16 protein-coding genes and 1 tRNA gene are annotated in these 18,051 nt (G+C 60.3%); 12 read left to right on the top strand and 5 right to left on the bottom strand.

Annotated elements, in window-relative coordinates; genetic code table 11:
• Nucleotides 1-4 precede the first annotated feature (4 nt).
• A tRNA-Ile gene (locus QLG10_RS11240) sits at nucleotides 5-81 on the top strand.
• Between the two features lie 84 nt (nucleotides 82-165).
• On the opposite strand, the gene QLG10_RS11235 is transcribed toward QLG10_RS11240, so the two are convergent.
• Entirely contained in the window at nucleotides 166-843 is a 678-nt protein-coding gene (locus QLG10_RS11235; protein WP_282487342.1) for a peptidase M41, read from the bottom strand.
• Nucleotides 844-1,235: 392 nt separating this feature from the next.
• Nucleotides 1,236-3,590: a glucose/quinate/shikimate family membrane-bound PQQ-dependent dehydrogenase gene (locus QLG10_RS11230; RefSeq protein ID WP_188265119.1), complete on the bottom strand. Its 2,355-nt coding sequence runs from the start codon at nucleotides 3,588-3,590 to the stop codon at nucleotides 1,236-1,238.
• Nucleotides 3,591-3,775: 185 nt separating this feature from the next.
• Between QLG10_RS11230 and QLG10_RS11225 the strand changes: the two genes are divergently transcribed.
• The 10 genes from QLG10_RS11225 (at nucleotide 3,776) to QLG10_RS11180 (ending at nucleotide 14,689) form a co-directional block, all read left to right on the top strand.
• On the top strand, nucleotides 3,776-4,237 hold the full coding sequence (locus tag QLG10_RS11225; RefSeq protein ID WP_110754775.1) for an Lrp/AsnC family transcriptional regulator: 462 nt from the start codon (nucleotides 3,776-3,778) through the stop codon (nucleotides 4,235-4,237).
• A 183-nt stretch (nucleotides 4,238-4,420) separates the two neighbouring features.
• Nucleotides 4,421-6,103, top strand: coding sequence for an NAD(P)/FAD-dependent oxidoreductase (locus QLG10_RS11220; protein ID WP_110754773.1), 1,683 nt, complete (start codon nucleotides 4,421-4,423; stop codon nucleotides 6,101-6,103).
• A 12-nt stretch (nucleotides 6,104-6,115) separates the two neighbouring features.
• On the top strand, nucleotides 6,116-6,910 hold the full coding sequence (locus tag QLG10_RS11215; RefSeq protein ID WP_188265117.1) for a carbon-nitrogen hydrolase family protein: 795 nt from the start codon (nucleotides 6,116-6,118) through the stop codon (nucleotides 6,908-6,910).
• A 38-nt stretch (nucleotides 6,911-6,948) separates the two neighbouring features.
• Entirely contained in the window at nucleotides 6,949-9,378 is a 2,430-nt protein-coding gene (gene pqqF, locus QLG10_RS11210) for a pyrroloquinoline quinone biosynthesis protein PqqF (RefSeq protein ID WP_282487341.1), read from the top strand.
• A gap of 154 nt (nucleotides 9,379-9,532) precedes the next feature.
• The gene (pqqA, locus tag QLG10_RS11205) at nucleotides 9,533-9,607 is read left to right on the top strand and encodes a pyrroloquinoline quinone precursor peptide PqqA (protein ID WP_003422658.1); all 75 of its coding nucleotides are present in this window, start codon (nucleotides 9,533-9,535) and stop codon (nucleotides 9,605-9,607) included.
• An 83-nt stretch (nucleotides 9,608-9,690) separates the two neighbouring features.
• Entirely contained in the window at nucleotides 9,691-10,602 is a 912-nt protein-coding gene (pqqB, locus tag QLG10_RS11200) for a pyrroloquinoline quinone biosynthesis protein PqqB (RefSeq protein ID WP_110754766.1), read from the top strand.
• A 126-nt stretch (nucleotides 10,603-10,728) separates the two neighbouring features.
• Nucleotides 10,729-11,481, top strand: coding sequence for a pyrroloquinoline-quinone synthase PqqC (pqqC, locus tag QLG10_RS11195; protein WP_110755350.1), 753 nt, complete (start codon nucleotides 10,729-10,731; stop codon nucleotides 11,479-11,481).
• Entirely contained in the window at nucleotides 11,478-11,753 is a 276-nt protein-coding gene (pqqD, locus tag QLG10_RS11190) for a pyrroloquinoline quinone biosynthesis peptide chaperone PqqD (protein ID WP_282487340.1), read from the top strand. Before pqqC ends, pqqD begins: the two co-directional genes overlap by 4 nt.
• Nucleotides 11,725-12,897 (top strand): pyrroloquinoline quinone biosynthesis protein PqqE, encoded by a 1,173-nt coding sequence (gene pqqE / locus QLG10_RS11185; RefSeq protein ID WP_282487339.1) that lies wholly within the window; start codon nucleotides 11,725-11,727, stop codon nucleotides 12,895-12,897. Before pqqD ends, pqqE begins: the two co-directional genes overlap by 29 nt.
• Nucleotides 12,863-14,689 carry a S9 family peptidase gene (locus QLG10_RS11180; protein ID WP_110750507.1) on the top strand — a complete coding sequence of 609 codons (1,827 nt, stop codon included), beginning with the start codon at nucleotides 12,863-12,865 and terminating at the stop codon, nucleotides 14,687-14,689. The genes pqqE and QLG10_RS11180 overlap by 35 nt, the downstream gene beginning before the upstream one ends.
• Before the next feature lie 24 nt (nucleotides 14,690-14,713).
• On the opposite strand, the gene QLG10_RS11175 is transcribed toward QLG10_RS11180, so the two are convergent.
• Nucleotides 14,714-14,872, bottom strand: coding sequence for a YqaE/Pmp3 family membrane protein (locus QLG10_RS11175; RefSeq protein WP_003228885.1), 159 nt, complete (start codon nucleotides 14,870-14,872; stop codon nucleotides 14,714-14,716).
• A gap of 217 nt (nucleotides 14,873-15,089) precedes the next feature.
• Complete coding sequence (locus QLG10_RS11170; protein WP_282487338.1) at nucleotides 15,090-16,373, bottom strand: aspartate aminotransferase family protein; 1,284 nt, start codon at nucleotides 16,371-16,373, stop codon at nucleotides 15,090-15,092.
• Nucleotides 16,374-16,542: 169 nt separating this feature from the next.
• Here QLG10_RS11170 and QLG10_RS11165 point away from each other — a divergent pair, with 169 nt between their 5' ends.
• The gene (locus tag QLG10_RS11165) at nucleotides 16,543-17,472 is read left to right on the top strand and encodes a LysR family transcriptional regulator (protein ID WP_020796023.1); all 930 of its coding nucleotides are present in this window, start codon (nucleotides 16,543-16,545) and stop codon (nucleotides 17,470-17,472) included.
• 227 nt (nucleotides 17,473-17,699) lie between these two features.
• Here QLG10_RS11165 and QLG10_RS11160 read toward each other — a convergent pair.
• A partial coding sequence (locus QLG10_RS11160) for an acyl-CoA dehydrogenase C-terminal domain-containing protein (protein WP_282487337.1) occupies nucleotides 17,700-18,051 on the bottom strand: 352 nt, incomplete at its 5' end.

Here is an 18,051-nt window from a genome sequence, read left to right as displayed (position 1 = left end):
AATGGGGCCTATAGCTCAGTTGGTTAGAGCAGAGGACTCATAATCCTTTGGTCCACGGTTCAAGTCCGTGTGGGCCCACCAAACAAGAAAGCCGCGCAATGCGCGGCTTTTGCGTGTCTGAAGCGCCCATTTGAGCGGCGACGAACTGCAAGGACTAGCGGCGGCTCACCTGCGAACTACACGCCCCGACCTTTCGGGGCCTGCAATTGTCATTGACGGAATGGCTTGCACTGCCCGCAGCCGCTCCAACATTGGCCCGGTGTACACAACCTCATACGTATCCGCCGCCCGCCCCCACTGCTCCACGATAACCATGCCGTCAACCAAGACCGCTGCCAATTCGGCAATGATCCCCGACAGCTCTTCCACGATGTCTTGAGTCCGCTGCCACGCGCGATCCGTCAGCATTTTAAGCTCGGCCGTAATGCGCTCAGATGAGACCGGATCGGTCTCAGGGTAGAGGATATTGCGCAGCAGGTGCTGCAACTCCCGGATCTTTGCGTAATCCTGGTGTGCGCCCTGCTCACCTTTAAGGATGGCTGTCGCTTTCAACTTGTCGACGCGCTGCCCGGCTGATTTTTTTAAAGGCAGGGTCTGCGCCATCGCGCCAGCCAGGAGGACCATCATCCGGGCCTCCAGATGTTGCTTCATGGCGTCCATCGACGAAATCGCCCGCACCAGGCTGATGGACGCCCCGCCTTGGTGCCGCAAGTCCATGGTCACCGTCAGGTTCACGCTGCCCGTGGCAAAACCCAAGGCACGGGCCACGACGTAGTGGCCCATTTCGTGATGGGCGATCTGCCAGGCGTGATCCCTTACAGTGGGCGGCAACTTCTTCGTCATGACCTGTCCCCTCGCGCCACGGCCTCAATTGAGCGTTCCTTTACGATTTGTCATACATCACAGACCCAATGGGGGTCCAGGGTCAATCATCAAAACCCGAATCGAACCACCGTTCGCCAGATGTTCTCCAGCCGCCCCTTGGCACCTTCACAGACCTCTGCGCGACCCAGGGCCACGGAAAAAATCAATGATCGGCAAGTGGGCCCCGCCGTGTATGTCAGACACGTCCTGAAATGGCGTTGCTTTTTTCCCTCCCAATTAGCGCCCACGAAAAAGCCGCGACATTGCGCGGCTTTTTCGTCGGCGGGTTCAGTCAGCTTGCCTGAATTACCGAGTTATCGTTCTTCGCGGGCAAGCCTCGCTCCTACGGTTCGTGAGAATGGCCGCGTTATCTATGGCAATGCATAGGCAACCACATAATCACCACGGTCCGGCGACTGACGTGCACCGCCAACGGTGAGCAGGATGTACTGCTTGCCCGTTTTCGGCGAGACATAGGTCATCGGGCCGGACTGGCTGCCCACCGGCAAACGCGCCTTCCAGATTTCCTTGCCGTTGCCGGTATCGAAGGCGCGCAGGTAGAAGTCCTGGGTGCCGGCGAAGAACAGCAGGCCCGACTGGGTGGCGAGCGAGGCGCCGAGGGTTGGCATGCCGATCGGGATCGGCAGGTGCATGCGGATGCCCAGTGGGCCGGTGTCCTGTACGGTGCCGACCGGTACCTGCCACATCAGTTTGTGGGTCTTGAGGTCGATGGCAGACATGGTGCCGAACGGTGGTTTCTGGCACGGAATACCGACCGCCGAAAGGAAACGCTCACGCATGGCGCCGAACGGCGTGCCTTCCTGGGGTACCACGCCCATTTCGATGCCACTGGCCCCGGCTTTGATCTTGTCGCGCGGGATCATGTAGTTGGCCAGGCCCAGGCGCATGTCGTTGACGAACATGTAGTTCGTGTTCGGGTCGACCGAGACGCTACCCCAGTTCATCCCGCCCAGCGAGCCCGGGAATTGCAGGGCGCGATCCATGCCTGGCGGGGTGTAGACGCCTTCATGACGCATGCCCTTGAACTGGATGCGGCACATCAATTGGTCAAACGGCGTGGCGCCCCACATGTCGGATTCAGTCAGGGTCTTGTTGCCGATTGACGGCATGTCCACGGAAAACGGTTGGGTTGGCGAGTAGCGTTCGCCAGGCACATGGCCCTGCGGCACCGGGCGCTCTTCGACCCGCGCTATCGGCACGCCAGTTTCGCGGTTGAGCAGGAAAATCTCGCCCTGCTTGGTGACCTGCGCCAACGCAGGCTGGGTGCCGCCCTTGTCGTCCGGCACGTCATACAGCAGCGGCTGAGCAGGCAGGTCGAAGTCCCACAGATCATTGTGAGTGGTCTGGAAGTGCCAGCGCACCTGACCGGTTTTCACATCGAGGGCAACGATGGACGAGTTCCATTTGTTGTCCATGTCGGTCCGCTGACCGCCGAAGAAGTCCGGTGTCGCGTTGCCGGTTGGCAGGTAGACCAGACCGAGCTTGGCGTCGTAGGACATCGCCGACCAGACGTTCGGCGTACCCCGGGTGTAGGTCTCGCCGGCCGGTGGGCGTTTGGTGGTGTTCGGGTTTCCCGGATCCCACGCCCACACCAACTCGCCGCTGCGAACGTCGTAGGCGCGAACCACACCTGGCGGCTCGCCAGTGGAGTAGTTATCGGCGACACGGCCACCGACGATCACCACGTCCCCTGCGACCAACGGGGTCGAGGTCTGCTGGTAGTAACCGGGTTTGACTTCACCCATGTCGGTGGTCAGGTCGACGGTGCCCTGGTTGCCGAACTCTTCGCACGGCTTGCCGGTTTCGGCATTGATGGCGATCAGGCGGGCATCGCCGGTCGGCAGGAACAGACGTTTCGTACAAGCACCTGGCTGCTCGGCCACAGGCGCAACGCCTGCATCGAAGTAGCCCAGGCCACGGCAGCGCTGCCAGTTGGGCGCGGTACCCTGCGGGTCGAACTTCCAGCGCTGGGCACCAGTGTCGGCGTCCAGGGCGAAAACCTTGCCGTACGCGGTGCAGGTGTAGACCGTGTCACCGATCTGCAACGGGGTGTTCTGGTCTTCGGCACCGGCCCCGGTGCTTTGCGGGATATCGCCGGTGCGGAAGGTCCAGGCCACCTGCAATTTGTCGATGTTGCCTTTGTTGATCTGGTCCAGCGCGGCGAAGCGGTTGCCGGCGGTGGTGTTGCCCCAGTGCGCCCAGTCTTTCTGTTCGGTACCCGGTACCACCGGCGTGACCGCCGGTTCAGTGGTGGCCTTGACCACCGGGGTCGGTACAAACATATAGGCCAGCGTCGCGACGACACCGACACCCAGCAGCCCGGCCAGGCCATAGGCGCCTCGACCTGCGGTTGCGCCGCAAGCGCGCACCAGCGCCGGATAAATCAATGCGACGACCAGGCCGATGACGGCAAAGGTCAGCACACGCGAGACCAGTGGCCAATATTCGAGACCGGCATCCCACACTGCCCAAACGGCCGTGAGGATCAGCGCCAGACCATAAAGCCACGCCCCCAGCGGTCTACGGCGGGCAATCAACAGGCCCGAGACCAGCATCGCCAGGCCCATCAGCAGGAAATACCAGCTGCCACCGAGGGTGATCAGATACCCGCCGCCACCGGCCAAACCGAGCCCGATCAGTGCAATCAGGACACCCAGCCCCGTCAGCAGCCATTTGCTGCCGCCGGCAGCCCCAGAATTATTCATGTCGGAATTTTTCCCCATTTGTGACAAGGGCGGAATAATGTACTACCTAGTTACTTATGGCAATTTGTCGCAGGCACAAATGTCATGAACGGTATTGAGGCTAGTCCAGATATCCGGCGCGAGCGCTGCGGGGGATGTGCCTGTAACATGCCTGGACATTGATTCCATGCCGCCGGAGACCGCCCTTGCCTGACATCCGCCCGCCCGTTCTTGACGAGATCGACCGTCAGTTGATTGCGGCCCTGCAGATCAACGCCCGTGAAAGCGTGGCCATGCTCGCCCGGCAACTGGGCATCGCCCGGACCACCGTTACCTCGCGCCTGGCGCGCCTGGAAAAGGCCAAGGTGATTACCGGTTATGGCGTACGGCTCGGCCAGCGCGTGGTGGACGGCGGGTTGCAGGCGTATGTGGGGATTACCGTACAACCTCGCTCCGGCAAGGAAGTGTTGCGGCGCTTGAGTGCGATGGGCCAGGTGCAGCAACTGTGTGCGGTAAGTGGCGAATTTGATTATGTCGCCTGGTTGCGCAGCGATTCGCCAGAGCAACTGGACCAACTGCTGGATCAGATTGGCAGTGTCGATGGGGTGGAGAAGACCACGACGTCGATCATCTTGAGCAGCAAGATCGATCGGGGGCAGCCGGTTTGAAAACTATCCAATGTGGGAGCGATTGTGGACAGTATGCACAGAGCTATCGTCATATTGATCAATTAATTGGCAAAACGACGACACATTGCGTCTTATTAACGTGTTCTACGCTCTCTAGAATGGCTGGCATCTTTTCCTATACTCAGATGCGCACTCCGCGTCGGGTCGACAGCAAGGTCAGCCATGAACAAGAACAATCGCCATCCTGCAGACGGTAAAAAACCAGTCACCATTTTCGGTCCGGACTTTCCTTTCGCCTTCGACGACTGGATCGAACACCCGGCTGGCCTAGGCAGCATTCCCGAGCACCATCACGGTGCCGAAGTGGCGATCGTCGGTGCCGGTATTGCCGGGCTGGTAGCCGCGTATGAACTGATGAAGCTCGGTCTCAAGCCGGTGGTTTATGAGGCCTCGAAGCTGGGTGGCCGCCTGCGCTCCCAAGCGTTCAATGGCACCGACGGCATCGTCGCGGAACTGGGCGGCATGCGTTTTCCAGTGTCATCCACGGCCTTCTATCACTACGTCGACAAGCTGAACCTTGAAACCAAACCCTTCCCCAACCCGCTGACACCAGCCTCAGGCAGTACTGTCATCGATCTGGAAGGCAAGACCCATTACGCACAGAAACTGGCGGATCTTCCTGCACTGTTCCAGGAAGTCGCCGACGCCTGGGCCGACGCCCTGGAAGCGGGCTCGCAGTTCTCAGATATCCAGCAGGCTATCCGCGACCGCGACGTACCGCGCCTCAAGGCGTTGTGGAACACCCTCGTACCGCTGTGGGACGACCGCACTTTCTACGATTTCGTTGCCACCTCCAAAGCCTTCGCCAAACTGTCGTTCCATCACCGCGAAGTGTTCGGCCAGGTCGGTTTCGGTACCGGTGGCTGGGACTCGGACTTCCCCAACTCGATGCTGGAAATCTTCCGCGTGGTGATGACCAACTGCGACGATCACCAGCATCTGGTGGTCGGTGGCGTGGAACAAGTGCCACAGGGCATCTGGCGCCATGTCCCGGAACGCTGCGTACACTGGCCGCAGGGCACCAGCCTCAAGTCATTGCACAGCGGTGCGCCACGTTCCGGCGTGAAGAAAATCGCCCATGCGCCGGACGGCCGCTTTGCGGTCACCGACAACAACGGCGATACCCGCGAATACGCGGCGGTGCTGACCACCTGCCAGAGCTGGCTTTTGACCACCCAGATCGAATGCGATGAAACCCTGTTTTCGCAGAAGATGTGGATGGCCCTGGACCGCACCCGCTACATGCAGTCGTCGAAAACCTTCGTGATGGTCGATCGCCCGTTCTGGAAGGATAAAGACCCGGAAACCGGACGCGACCTGATGAGCATGACCCTCACCGATCGCCTGACCCGCGGCACCTACCTGTTCGATAACGGCGACGACAAGCCCGGGGTGATATGCCTGTCGTATTCCTGGATGAGCGACGCCTTGAAAATGCTCCCTCACCCGGTGGAAAAACGCGTGAAACTGGCGTTGGATGCGTTGAAAAAGATCTACCCGAAAGTCGACATCGCCGCGCGAATCATCGGCGATCCGATCACCGTGTCCTGGGAAGCCGACCCGCATTTCCTCGGAGCCTTCAAGGGTGCGCTGCCCGGCCATTACCGCTACAACCAGCGCATGTACGCGCACTTCATGCAGGACGACATGCCGGCCGAACAACGCGGGATTTTCATCGCCGGCGACGATGTTTCGTGGACGCCGGCCTGGGTCGAAGGCGCGGTGCAAACCTCGCTCAATGCCGTATGGGGCATCATGAAACACTTCGGCGGTGCAACTCACGCCGAGAATCCGGGTCCAGGAGATGTGTTCAACGAGATCGGTCCGATCGCCCTGCCCGAGTAAGAGGAATCCGAAATGCGCGTAGCCCTTTACCAATGTCCACCGTTGCCCCTGGATGTCGCCGGCAACCTTCAGCGCCTGCATCAGCTGGCACTGGAAGCAAAGGGCGCCGACCTGCTGGTACTGCCGGAGATGTTCCTGACCGGCTACAACATCGGCGTCGATGCCGTCAGTGTGTTGGCGGAAGTGTACAACGGTGAATCGGCGCAACAGATTGCGCGCATTGCCAAGACCACCGGGATCGCCATTTTGTATGGCTATCCCGAACGCACCGGGGACGGACAGATCTACAACGCCGTGCAATTGATCGACGCCAATGGCGAGCGTCTGTGCAATTACCGCAAGACGCACCTGTTCGGTGACCTCGACCGTTCGATGTTCAGCGCCGGCACGGACGATTTCCCGATCGTGGAACTCAACGGCTGGAAGCTCGGGTTCCTGATCTGCTACGACCTCGAGTTTCCGGAAAACACCCGGCGCCTGGCCTTGGCTGGCGCCGAACTGATCCTGGTACCGACCGCCAACATGACCCCGTTCGACTTCATCGCCGATGTCACCGTACGTGCCCGGGCCTACGAGAATCAGTGCTACGTGGCTTATGCCAACTATTGCGGGCACGAAGGCGATATCCAGTACTGTGGCCAAAGCAGCATCGCCGCGCCGGATGGCAGCCGCATCGCCCAGGCCGGTCTCGATGAAGCACTGATTGTCGGTGAGCTGGATCGTCAGTTGATGGTCGAGTCGCGCGCCGCCAATCGCTATTTGCTCGATCGCCGCCCAGAACTATACGGCGCGCTGAACAAGCGCTAATCCGCTAGCATTGGCACTCCACTGTTCTGGAAGTGCCCATGCCTGCGCCGAATCCCCCTCGTCTCTACACTGAAACCCTGGCCAATGGTCTGCGGGTGACACTGCGTCACGTGCCTGATTTGAAGCGCGCCGCCGCGGTGTTACGTGTCGCTGCCGGGAGCCATGATGCGCCCCTGGCCTGGCCCGGTCTCGCGCACTTTCTTGAGCATTTGCTGTTTCTGGGGACCGAGCGCTTTCCTGCGGACCAAGGGCTGATGGCCTACGTCCTGGGTCATGCCGGCCAGGTCAATGCGCGGACCAGCGAGCGCACCACCGACTACTTTTTCGAATTAGCGCCTCAGGCGTTTAACAACGGGTTGGACCGTCTGTCAGACATGCTCGCCCATCCGCGTATGAATCCGGACGAACAACAGCGAGAACGGGAAGTTCTGCATGCGGAATTTGTTGCCTGGTCGCAGAATGCGGCGGCCCAACAGCAATTTGCGCTATTCGGCGGGCTTTGCGAAGCTCATCCGCTAAGGGGGTTTCATGCCGGAAACCGTGACAGCCTGCCAGTGCCACGTCCCGAATTTCAGCAGGCATTGAAGGATTTCCATCAGCGGTTTTATCAGGCCGGACAGATGACGCTGAGTCTTGTCGGCCCGCAATCCCTGCAAGAGCTGAAGGCGCTTGCCCAGGCATTTGCAGATGCAATTCCTGACGGCCACCCTATCAGGCAACAAGAGCCTCCTCGATTAATGGAAGCTGGGGGCAATAGTTATCAACAGGCCGGTGAACGACGGCTAGACCTGATGTTTGCCCTCGAAGCACTGCCTGACGCATCTCCACTGGCACTGGCGTTTCTCTGCCATTGGCTGAACGCTACGAAACCTGGTGGCTTGTTAGCCGCATTGCGTGAGCGAGGCATCGCCGACCAACTCAAGGCTGAGCCGTTGTATCAGTACGCCGGACAAGCCTTGTTGCACATCGAATTCACTTTATCCGATAACGCGACTGCAGTCGGAATTCGTGAACAACTCACGGATTGGTTGAGTTTTTTCGCACAACAAGACTGGAGTGGGTTGCGTGACGAATACACCACCCTGCTCCAACGCCAGCAGCAGGTCAGTACAGCCCTGCAGCTGGCCCGACAGGACAGCGAGCAACGTGAAGCTGCATTGTCCGAACCCGGCGTTATCGCCCTCAAGGACATACTGAAACAAATGGGTGCTGAGGATAACTTCAGCGGCCAATGGCAACTGCCAGCGCCAAACCCGTTTTTGCAAGCAGAAGCGCCCGCGCCCAACGCCGGCCTGATTCGTGGCCAAACCAGCGCCCACCGTGGCCTGCGCACTTTTGCCCAAGATCGCTCGCGCAGCCGCCGCGAGCGTTCGCCGATGCAATTCAGCCAGGCATTACCGGATAACACCGCTGAGGGCGCTGTGTATTTGCGTTGGCGCCTGGTCTTTACACCAGGCAGCCACCTGCAAGCGAATCTGGAAAGTCGTCTTCAGCCGTTGCGCGAAGACGCTCGCCAGGCAGGTGTGGATTTTTCCTTTGGCAAATCGGGCAATGAATGGCTGCTGAAAATGGTGGGCCTGCAGGAGCCTATGCCCATCATCCTTGAGCATGCGCTGAAAGAATTGACAAAACCTGATGCAGATTGCTTACGAGAACTTCCCGCGAGCGTTGCGCCAATGCCAATTCGACAGCTACTCAAGGTGCTGCCCGATCAGTGCCTTGAATCCGTTGCCGAATCGCAAGATTTGCAGCAACTCTGGTCAGGCGCCCGATGGGATGGCCTGGCAATAGGCCTTGGCGCTCAGACCCAAGCGGCAATGGGCCTCGCCTTGAGTCGCATCCCTGGCACTGCGGACAGCCAACTGCCGCCACCCCCAGCGATCCCCGCGAAACATCTGTGGGCCCACGTCGAAACTGGCTCCAGCGAGCACGCATTACTGCTGTTCTGCCCGGCTGCAATCGACGATATAACCCACGAAGCTGCCTGGCGCTTGCTTGCGCAGGTCTGCCAGACACCGTTCTACCAACGGCTGCGAGTGCAATTGCAACTTGGCTACGCAGTGTTCAGTGCCCTGCGCCAGATTCACGGGCAAACCGGGCTGTTGTTCGGTGTGCAATCGCCGGGTGTCCTGCCGTTGGATTTGCTGCAACACATCCAACTGTTCTTGAACGAGCTGCCGGGACTGATTCGAGATATCGATGACGCCAACTTCATGGTCTTGCGCCGGGCCTTGGCCGAACAATTCGACAAGGCCGCGCTTCCCCTTGCCCAAGCAGCCGAGTTGCTCTGGCAGGGCAAATTAGCTAGCCGTTCGTCTGATTATTTGAGCCAGTTGCCGCATGAAATTCTCAAGATTGATCGACCTATGCTAATAGCGGCAGCCCAACGTCTGATTCAGGTAGAAGGCGGTGCGCGCTGCTTGTCCAGCAGGCCTTGCCCTGGCCCGCCTTGGCAAGAGGCAAAGTGATCATTACCGGGGCTGCAATTAACTTTTTCGAACATTCGCAGCCAATCATTCTGAAATTTTGAGTAACATAGCTACCTAACTATCTGAACATCTCCCGCTGGAGGTGGGCTATATGTATAGATGCCGTTACTCCCATCAATTGAAGGAACGCCCCATGTCGTGGACCAAACCAGCTTACACCGACCTGCGTATCGGCTTTGAAGTCACCATGTACTTCGCCAGCCGCTAATCTCTGTCTTGGCAGAAATGCAGTTCAACGCCTCGGTTTATCCCGAGGCGTTTTATTTTCAGCGTTGAAATGATGGAGCATCCATGTTCGTCCAGATCCTAGGTTCCGCCGCCGGCGGCGGTTTTCCCCAGTGGAACTGCAATTGCGAAAACTGCGCAGGTTTTCGCAAGGGTAGCCTGCGGGCCAAGGCACGCACCCAATCGTCCATCGCGATTTCCGATAACGGCGTGAATTGGGTGCTGTGCAATACCTCCCCGGACATCCGTGCCCAGCTCCAGAGCTTCGCGCCCATGCAACCGGGGCGCGCACTGCGCGATACCGGGATCAGCTCGATCATCCTTATGGACAGCCAGATCGACCACACCACCGGTCTGCTCATGCTGCGCGAAGGTTGCCCGCACCAGGTCTGGTGCACCGACATGGTCCATGAGGATTTGAGTACCGGATTCCCGCTGTTCAACATGCTGACCCACTGGAACGGCGGCCTGAGCTGGAACCGCATCGAACTCGACCAGAGCTTCAGCATCCCGGCCTGCCCGAACCTGCGCTTCACCCCGCTGCCACTGCGCAGCGCCGCGCCGCCCTACTCGCCGCATCGCTTCGACCCGCATCCGGGCGACAACATCGGCCTGATCGTTGAAGACCTCAATACCGGTGGCAAGCTGTTCTATGCACCAGGGCTGGGCAAGGTCGATGCGCCGCTGCTGGAAATCATGGCCGCCAGTGATTGCCTGTTGGTGGACGGCACGCTGTGGGACGACGACGAAATGCAGCGCCGTGGTGTCGGCACCCGCACCGGCCGTGAGATGGGCCACCTGGCGCAGAACGGCCCTGGCGGCATGCTTGAAGTGCTGGAGCAACTGCCCAAACAGCGCAAGGTGCTTATTCACATCAACAACACCAACCCGATTCTCGACGAAGATTCGCCGCAGCGGGCGGAGTTGGAACGGCGCCAGGTTGAAGTGGCTTATGACGGCATGAGTATTGTGTTGTAACCGATGGCCCCTTCGCGAGCAGGCTCGCTCCCACAGGGGGAAGGCGATCTACTGTGGGAGCGAGCCTGCTCGCGAAGGGGCCGGTAATAACGCCTCATTTCTACGGCTGTTCGTTGGAGAACCGCAATGACCGACACCCCCATGTCCCCCGCCGAATTCGAAGCCGCCCTGCGCGCCAAGGGCGCCTACTACCACATCCACCACCCCTACCACGTGGCGATGTACGAAGGCCGGGCCACCCGCGAGCAGATCCAGGGCTGGGTCGCCAACCGCTTTTACTATCAGGTGAACATCCCCCTGAAGGACGCGGCCATCCTGGCCAATTGCCCCGACCGCGAGGTCCGGCGCGAATGGATTCAACGCCTGCTCGACCATGACGGCGCCCCCGGCGAAGACGGCGGTATCGAAGCCTGGCTGCGCCTGGGCCAGGCCGTCGGTCTCGACCCGGAGCAATTGCGCTCCCAGGAACTGGTGCTGCCCGGCGTGCGTTTTGCCGTCGACGCCTACGTCAACTTCGCCCGTCGCGCCCGTTGGCAGGAAGCGGCCAGCAGCTCGCTGACCGAGCTGTTCGCCCCGCAGATCCACCAATCGCGCCTGGACAGCTGGCCGCAGCACTACCCGTGGATCGACCCCGCCGGCTACGCGTATTTCCGCACCCGCCTGGGCCAGGCGCGGCGCGATGTCGAGCACGGCCTGGCCATCACCCTCGAGCACTACACGACGCGGGAAGGCCAGGAGCGCATGCTGGAAATTCTCCAGTTCAAACTGGACATTCTTTGGAGCATGCTCGATGCCATGAGCATGGCCTATGAGTTGAACCGCCCGCCCTACCATACGGTGACGAGTGAACGGGTCTGGCACAAAGGAATCACCCTATGAGTTTCGATCGCAGAAAGACCCCGTCATGGCGTCCTGGCTACCGTTTCCAGTACGAACCGGCACAGAAAGGCCACGTGCTGCTGTACCCGGAAGGCATGATTAAACTCAATGAAAGCGCCGCGCTGATCGGCGGCCTGATCGATGGCGAGCGTGATGTCGCCGCGATCATCAACGAGCTCGACCAGCAGTTCCCTGGCGTGCCTGAGCTCGCTGACGACATCGAGCAATTCATGGAGGTTGCCCGTGCGCAGCACTGGATCGAACTTGCCTGATTCGTCGAGGCAAGTACCGCCCAAGCCCGAGATCGGCCTGCCCCTTTGGTTGCTGGCCGAACTGACTTATCGCTGCCCGCTGCAATGCCCGTACTGCTCCAATCCGCTGGATTTTGCCGAACAAGGCCAGGAGCTCAGTACCGAGCAGTGGGTCAAGGTGTTCCGCGAGGCCCGCGAGATGGGCGCGGCGCAGCTGGGCTTTTCCGGGGGTGAGCCGTTGGTGCGCCAGGACCTCGCCGAGCTGATTGCCGAAGCGCGCCAGCTGGGGTTCTACACCAACCTGATCACCTCCGGCATCGGCCTGACCGAGCAGAAAATCAGCGATTTCAAAAAGGCCGGTCTCGATCACATCCAGATCAGTTTCCAGGCCAGCGACGAGCAGGTGAACAACCTGCTGGCGGGCTCGAAAAAAGCCTTCGCGCAAAAGCTGGAAATGGCCCGCGCCGTGAAAGCCCACGGCTATCCGATGGTGCTGAACTTCGTCACCCATCGGCACAACATCGACAAGATCGACCGCATCATCGAGCTGTGCATTGCCCTGGAGGCCGACTTCGTCGAACTCGCCACCTGCCAGTTCTACGGCTGGGCGCAACTCAACCGGGTGGGGCTGCTGCCGACCCGGGAGCAACTGGTGCGCGCCGAACGCATCACCAACGAATACCGCGCCAAACTGGAAGCCGAAGGGCATCCGTGCAAGTTGATTTTCGTCACCCCGGACTACTACGAAGAACGCCCGAAAGCCTGCATGAACGGCTGGGGCAGTATCTTCCTGACGGTCACACCGGACGGCACCGCCCTGCCCTGTCATGGCGCCCGACAGCTGCCGGTGCAGTTTCCCAACGTGCGCGACCACAGCATGCAGCACATCTGGTACGACTCGTTCGGCTTCAACCGCTTTCGCGGTTACGACTGGATGCCCGAGCCATGCCGCTCCTGCGACGAGAAAGAAAAGGACTTCGGCGGCTGTCGCTGCCAGGCCTTCATGCTCACGGGGGATGCGCGCAACGCCGACCCGGTGTGCAGCAAGTCGCCTCATCACGGCGTGATCCTCAAGGCCCGCGAAGAGGCCGAGCACGCGACCCAGACCATTGAACAACTGGCCTTTCGCAATGAACGAAACTCACGCCTCATCGCCAAAAGCTGAACCCTTCAGCGCCGCCAACGCCGTCGCGGCCGGCATCGATTTTGCCGAGCTGCAGGTCGGCGCCCATGGTTTGTTCTGGAACGAATACCGCCCGGAGGATGCCGCGTGTCGGATCTGGCACTGGCGTGATGGTGTCGCCAACTGCCTGACGCCACCCCCGTTCAGTGTCCGCAGTCGAGTGTATGAATATGGCGGTGGCGCGTTTTGCCTGACCGACGACGGCGTGGTGTTCGTCAATGAGGCGGATCAGCAACTTTATCGCCAATCACTGCAAGGCGAGACGCCAGAGGTGCTGACGTCAGGTGTGTGTCGATACGGTGATCTGCAGTTCGCCAATGGCCAGGTACTGGCGGTAGAGGAAAATCGCAATGAACACCGCCTGGTGGCGATCGATCTGGTGGATGGCGCCCGGCATTTGTTGGCCGAAGGCGCGGACTTTTACGCCGCACCGACCTTGAGTCCCGATGCGCAACGACTGGCCTGGATTGAGTGGAGTCGCCCGGATCAACCCTGGACCGCGACCCGTTTGATGGTCGCCCGACGCCAGGCCGATGGCGGCTTCGCTGCCCCTTGCTGCGTGGCCGGCGACCAGACGCAGGAATCGCTGCAACAACCTCGTTTCGATGCTGACAGTCGCTTGTTCTGCCTGACCGATCGCGGTGGTTTCTGGCAGCCCTGGATGGAATCGGCCGATGGCCTGGCACCATTGCCCGGCACCGCCGCCGACCACGGCCCCGCCCCCTGGCAACTGGGCGGTTGTACCTGGTTACCGCTAAGCGAAGGTACTTATCTGGCCAGCTGGACGGAAGGCGGTTTTGGCCGATTGGGGCTTTGCGGTACTTCGTGCAAAGACTTTACCGGCGATTACAGCCGCTTCCGCCATCTTGCCGTCGATGATCAGTTCATCTACTGCATTGCTGCGTCCCCCGTCAGCTCAGCGGCGGTGATCGCCATCGATCGCCAGAGCCACCAAGTAAAAGTCCTCGCCGGCGGTGTGGCACCGCTGCCCGCCGGGCAAATCAGTCGTCCGCAAACGCTGCACTACCCAAGCGGTTCGGGTGAAGCCCACGGTTTCTTCTACCCGGCGATGAACGGCGACGCCAAGCCGCCATTGGTGGTGTTCATCCACGGCGGCCCAACCTCGGCGTGCTACCCGATGCTCGATCCGCGCATCCAGTACTGGGCGCAACGAGGTTTTGCCGTGGCCGATCTCAACTATCGCGGCAGCAGCGGATACGGCCGGGACTATCGCCAGGCCCTGCATTTGCGCTGGGGCGAAGTCGATGTCGAAGACGCTTGCGCGGTGGTCAGCCATCTCGCCGAACGTGGTTTGATCGATGGCCAGCGAGCTTTCATTCGCGGTGGCAGCGCCGGTGGCTATACGGCGCTGTGCGCGTTGGCGTTCCACCAGGTGTTTCGTGCCGGTGCCAGTCTTTATGGGGTCAGCGACCCAGTGGCGCTGGGACGGGCGACGCACAAATTCGAGGGTGACTACCTGGACTGGCTGATCGGTGATCCACAACAGGATGCCGAACGCTACGCCGCACGCACGCCGTTATTGCATGCCAGCAACATTCGCGTGCCGGTGATCTTCTTTCAAGGTGAGCTGGATGCCGTGGTAGTACCGCAGCAAACCCGCGACATGGTCGAGGCCCTGCAGAACAACGGTATCCTGGTCGAGGCCCATTACTACGCGGACGAACGTCACGGTTTTCGCAAAGCCGGCAACCAGGCGCATGCGCTCGAGCAGGAATGGTTGTTCTATCGGCGGGTGATGGCGCTCACAAATTGAGAGCGCCACACAGGGAAAAACGCCTCACCGCTTGGCGATGATGTACACCGCATGCACGATCCCGGGAATGTAACCGCACAGCGTCAGCAGAATATTCAGCCAGAACGCGCCGCCGAACCCCACTTGCAGAAATACACCCAGTGGTGGCAACAGAATGGCGATGATGATGCGGATAAAGTCCATGGACATAGCTCCTGATTGAAGTGGGCTCACGCGAGCCCATACCCTATCGACCCGTACCGTTGGTCAGGGTTCAGCCCGACGGTTCAGGCCAATGTACCCAGGCCATGTTTCTGAACGATGCAACCGCCATAAAAAAACGCCCCACGCCAAAAGAATCAGGCGTGGGGCGTGCGTTATACCGCGAGACGGTTCGGGAATTCGTGCAGCAAGCGTCCGTTCAGACGGCAATCCCTTTACGGCATTGCAGCTGTGCGGTGCGCACGCGGGAGAAGGCACGGGCCAGGCGCAGCAGCATTTCATCGATATTGGACTTGCTGACCGTCAGCGCCGGGGTAAATCGCAGGCAATCGGCTTGCGGCGCGTCGATAAGCAGCCCTTCGTACAACGCGGCCTTGACCACGGCGTCTGCCGAGTCGTCGGAAAGCGTCAGCCCCCAGAGCAACCCTTGTCCGCGTAATTCGCCATGTCCGTAACGATGGGACAAACGCTGGAGGCCTTCGCGCAGGTGCTGAGCCATTTCCCCGACATGCTCGAGAAAGCCTTTGTCCTGCACGCTATCGAGCACCGCCAGGCCGGCTGCAGTCAGCAGTGCGTTGCCATGATGGGTACCGCTCATTTCGCCGGTTTCCAGGCAGCAGGCCTTGCCCCGCGCCAGCAGCGCCGCCACCGGTACGCCACCGCCAAGCCCTTTGCCGAGCACGACGATATCGGCCCGCACACCGAAGGACTGTTCAGCCAGCATGCTGCCACAGCGACCGACACCGGTTTGCACCTCGTCGAAGATCAGCAGGATGCCCAACTCGCGACACAGGCGCTCCACCCCCTTGAGGTAATGCGCGGTGGCCGCAATCACCCCGGCTTCACTCTGGATCGGCTCGAGCATGATCGCCACGGTCCGTTCATCCACCGCCGCATTCAGCGCCGCAAGATCATTGAATGGGACGCGACTGAAGCCCGGTAGCTGCGGCTCGAAGCGGTTGACCAGGGTCGAACTGTCCGACGCCGAAATCGTCCCCAGGCTACGACCATGGCAAGCCTGATCGGCCACGATAATCCGCGAAGCCCCGCCGCGGTGCCGTTGACCCCATTTGCGCGCCAGCTTGATCGCCGCCTCACAGGCCTCGCTGCCGCTGTTGAGCAGGTAGGCCTGGTCGCTGCCGGTGACGGCACACAGGCGCTCGGCGAGCTTGAGCATGCCGCGGTTATGCAGGGCGAAACCGGGATTGATCAACGCTTGCGCCTGCGCAGTAATGGCGCTGACCAGTGCCTTGGGGCTGTGACCAAGGCTATTGGCACCGCCGCCCTGGGAGAAATCCAGGTACGCACGGTCATCGCTGTCCCACAACCAGGAACCCTGGCCGCGGGCAAATACCTGTTGGGGTCGATCGACACTGGGCATCAAGTACTCGCTGCAAAGGTTGTCTGCGTTTGGGGCAGAGACGCTGTCCTGCAGCAAATCATCGAGACTGGGCGCATGTCGACGCAGGCTGAACAGATTCATGGGCGCAACCCTCGCAGAAGGTTTTTTGCGTTACCTATGCAAACGTCATCGAAGCGAAGGGAGTTCATCGCGTTCCGGGGCCCTGTAAGCCGTGTGAATGCGGTTAGACTAGGCTCCCGCAAGGCGATGAGCCATTTCGATTTCCCAGCATTTTCGATAAGAATTACTTATGGATTTCAAGCAACTGCGTTATTTCGTCGCGGTCTACGAAGAGGGCCATGTGGGCCGGGCTGCCGAGCGCCTGTCCATTTCACAGCCGGCGCTGTCTCAGCAGATCCGCCACCTTGAACAAACCCTGGATGTGAGCCTGTTCGAACGCAGCAGCAAACGCCTATTGCCGACCCTTGCGGCCCATACGCTCTATAACCATGCCCTGCCCTTGCTCGATGGCCTGCAACGGGCACGTGAAGCACTGGGCAACTTCAAGGGGCATGCGCTGCGCACCCTGGCCATTGGCGTACTGCAAACCGTGCACACCAGCCTGGTGCCACAAATGCTCGAACGGGTGCGCAAGGCGCAGCCTCATCTGGTGGTGCAGATCTATGAACTGACGGGACTGGAAATCGAGCGACGCTTGCTCAATGGTTCGCTGGACATCGGCATCGGCTACTTGCCGCCTCGTCAGCCGGGTCTGCACGGAGTGCTGTTGTACGAAGACGAACTGACGCTGGTCATCCCGGCAGACCATCCATTGCGCGAATTCAAGAAAGTCTCCATGAGCCAGGCTGCCGAACTGCCGATGTTGCTGCTGGGCGAAGAGTTTCAGATACGGCAGATCTGGCAGGCGCAAATGGCCAGCCTGGGACGGCGTCCGCAAGTGCAGGCCGAGCTGAACAACATGGCCGGCATACTCGACAGCCTGCCGCACACGCGACTGGCGACGGTACTGCCCGGACGCTCGCAGAAGACCCACGGCAACCAGCAATTGTTGTGGAAACCCCTGAGCGAGCCGCGGGTGCCGCTGAAAGTCGGGTTGGTTTGTCGCGATGTGCAACGGCAACAGGCCTCGCTGGCCTTGCTGCGCACGTTGCTGGAGGAGGTGATCAATCGGCCGGATGAACGCTTGAACAGCCCGCCGGCACTGGACGGCCTGAGCTGAACACTTTTCTCGAGGCAAAAGAAAACCCCGCCGAAGCGGGGCTTTGCAGACTGTTTCCCTGACATCCATTTCACTCCGCCGTCCTGGCAGAATCCTACGTGTCCGTGTTGTTACTTTGCGCTTCCTGCGCTACGTCCATAAGCAGTAGATTAGCTGTGGATCCAATTTACGACTATGGGAGAACAGCAGCACGTCATGTAAGAGAATGCTTACATCAGGTTACAAACTCAGAATTGCCCGGCCTCCAACAGGAACAGCGATTCGCTACCCGCCTTCACCGACGCACTCAGCGAGTGAATACGCGGTAGCAAACGGGCGAAATAGAAGCGTGCGGTGCCCAGTTTACTGGCGTAGAAATCGTCCTGCGTTTCTTTGCCCAAGGCGGCCTTGGCCATCAATGCCCACATGTAGGCATAGGCCACGTAGCCAAATACTTGCAGGTACTCGACCGACGCCGCGCCGATTTCATTCGGGTTGTTTTTCGCCCGATCCAGCAGCCATGCCGTCAGCTCGTCGAGCGTCGCCACCGCATCGTTGAGCGGCTTGGTGAACTCCGCCAGGTCAGCACTGGCCGTTGCG

The sequence above is a fragment of the Pseudomonas sp. V98_8 genome, from assembly GCF_029967975.1.
Taxonomy (GTDB): domain Bacteria; phylum Pseudomonadota; class Gammaproteobacteria; order Pseudomonadales; family Pseudomonadaceae; genus Aquipseudomonas; species Aquipseudomonas umsongensis.
Note: the sequence above shows the minus strand (reverse complement) of the source record. Positions and strands in the feature narration are given on the sequence as shown.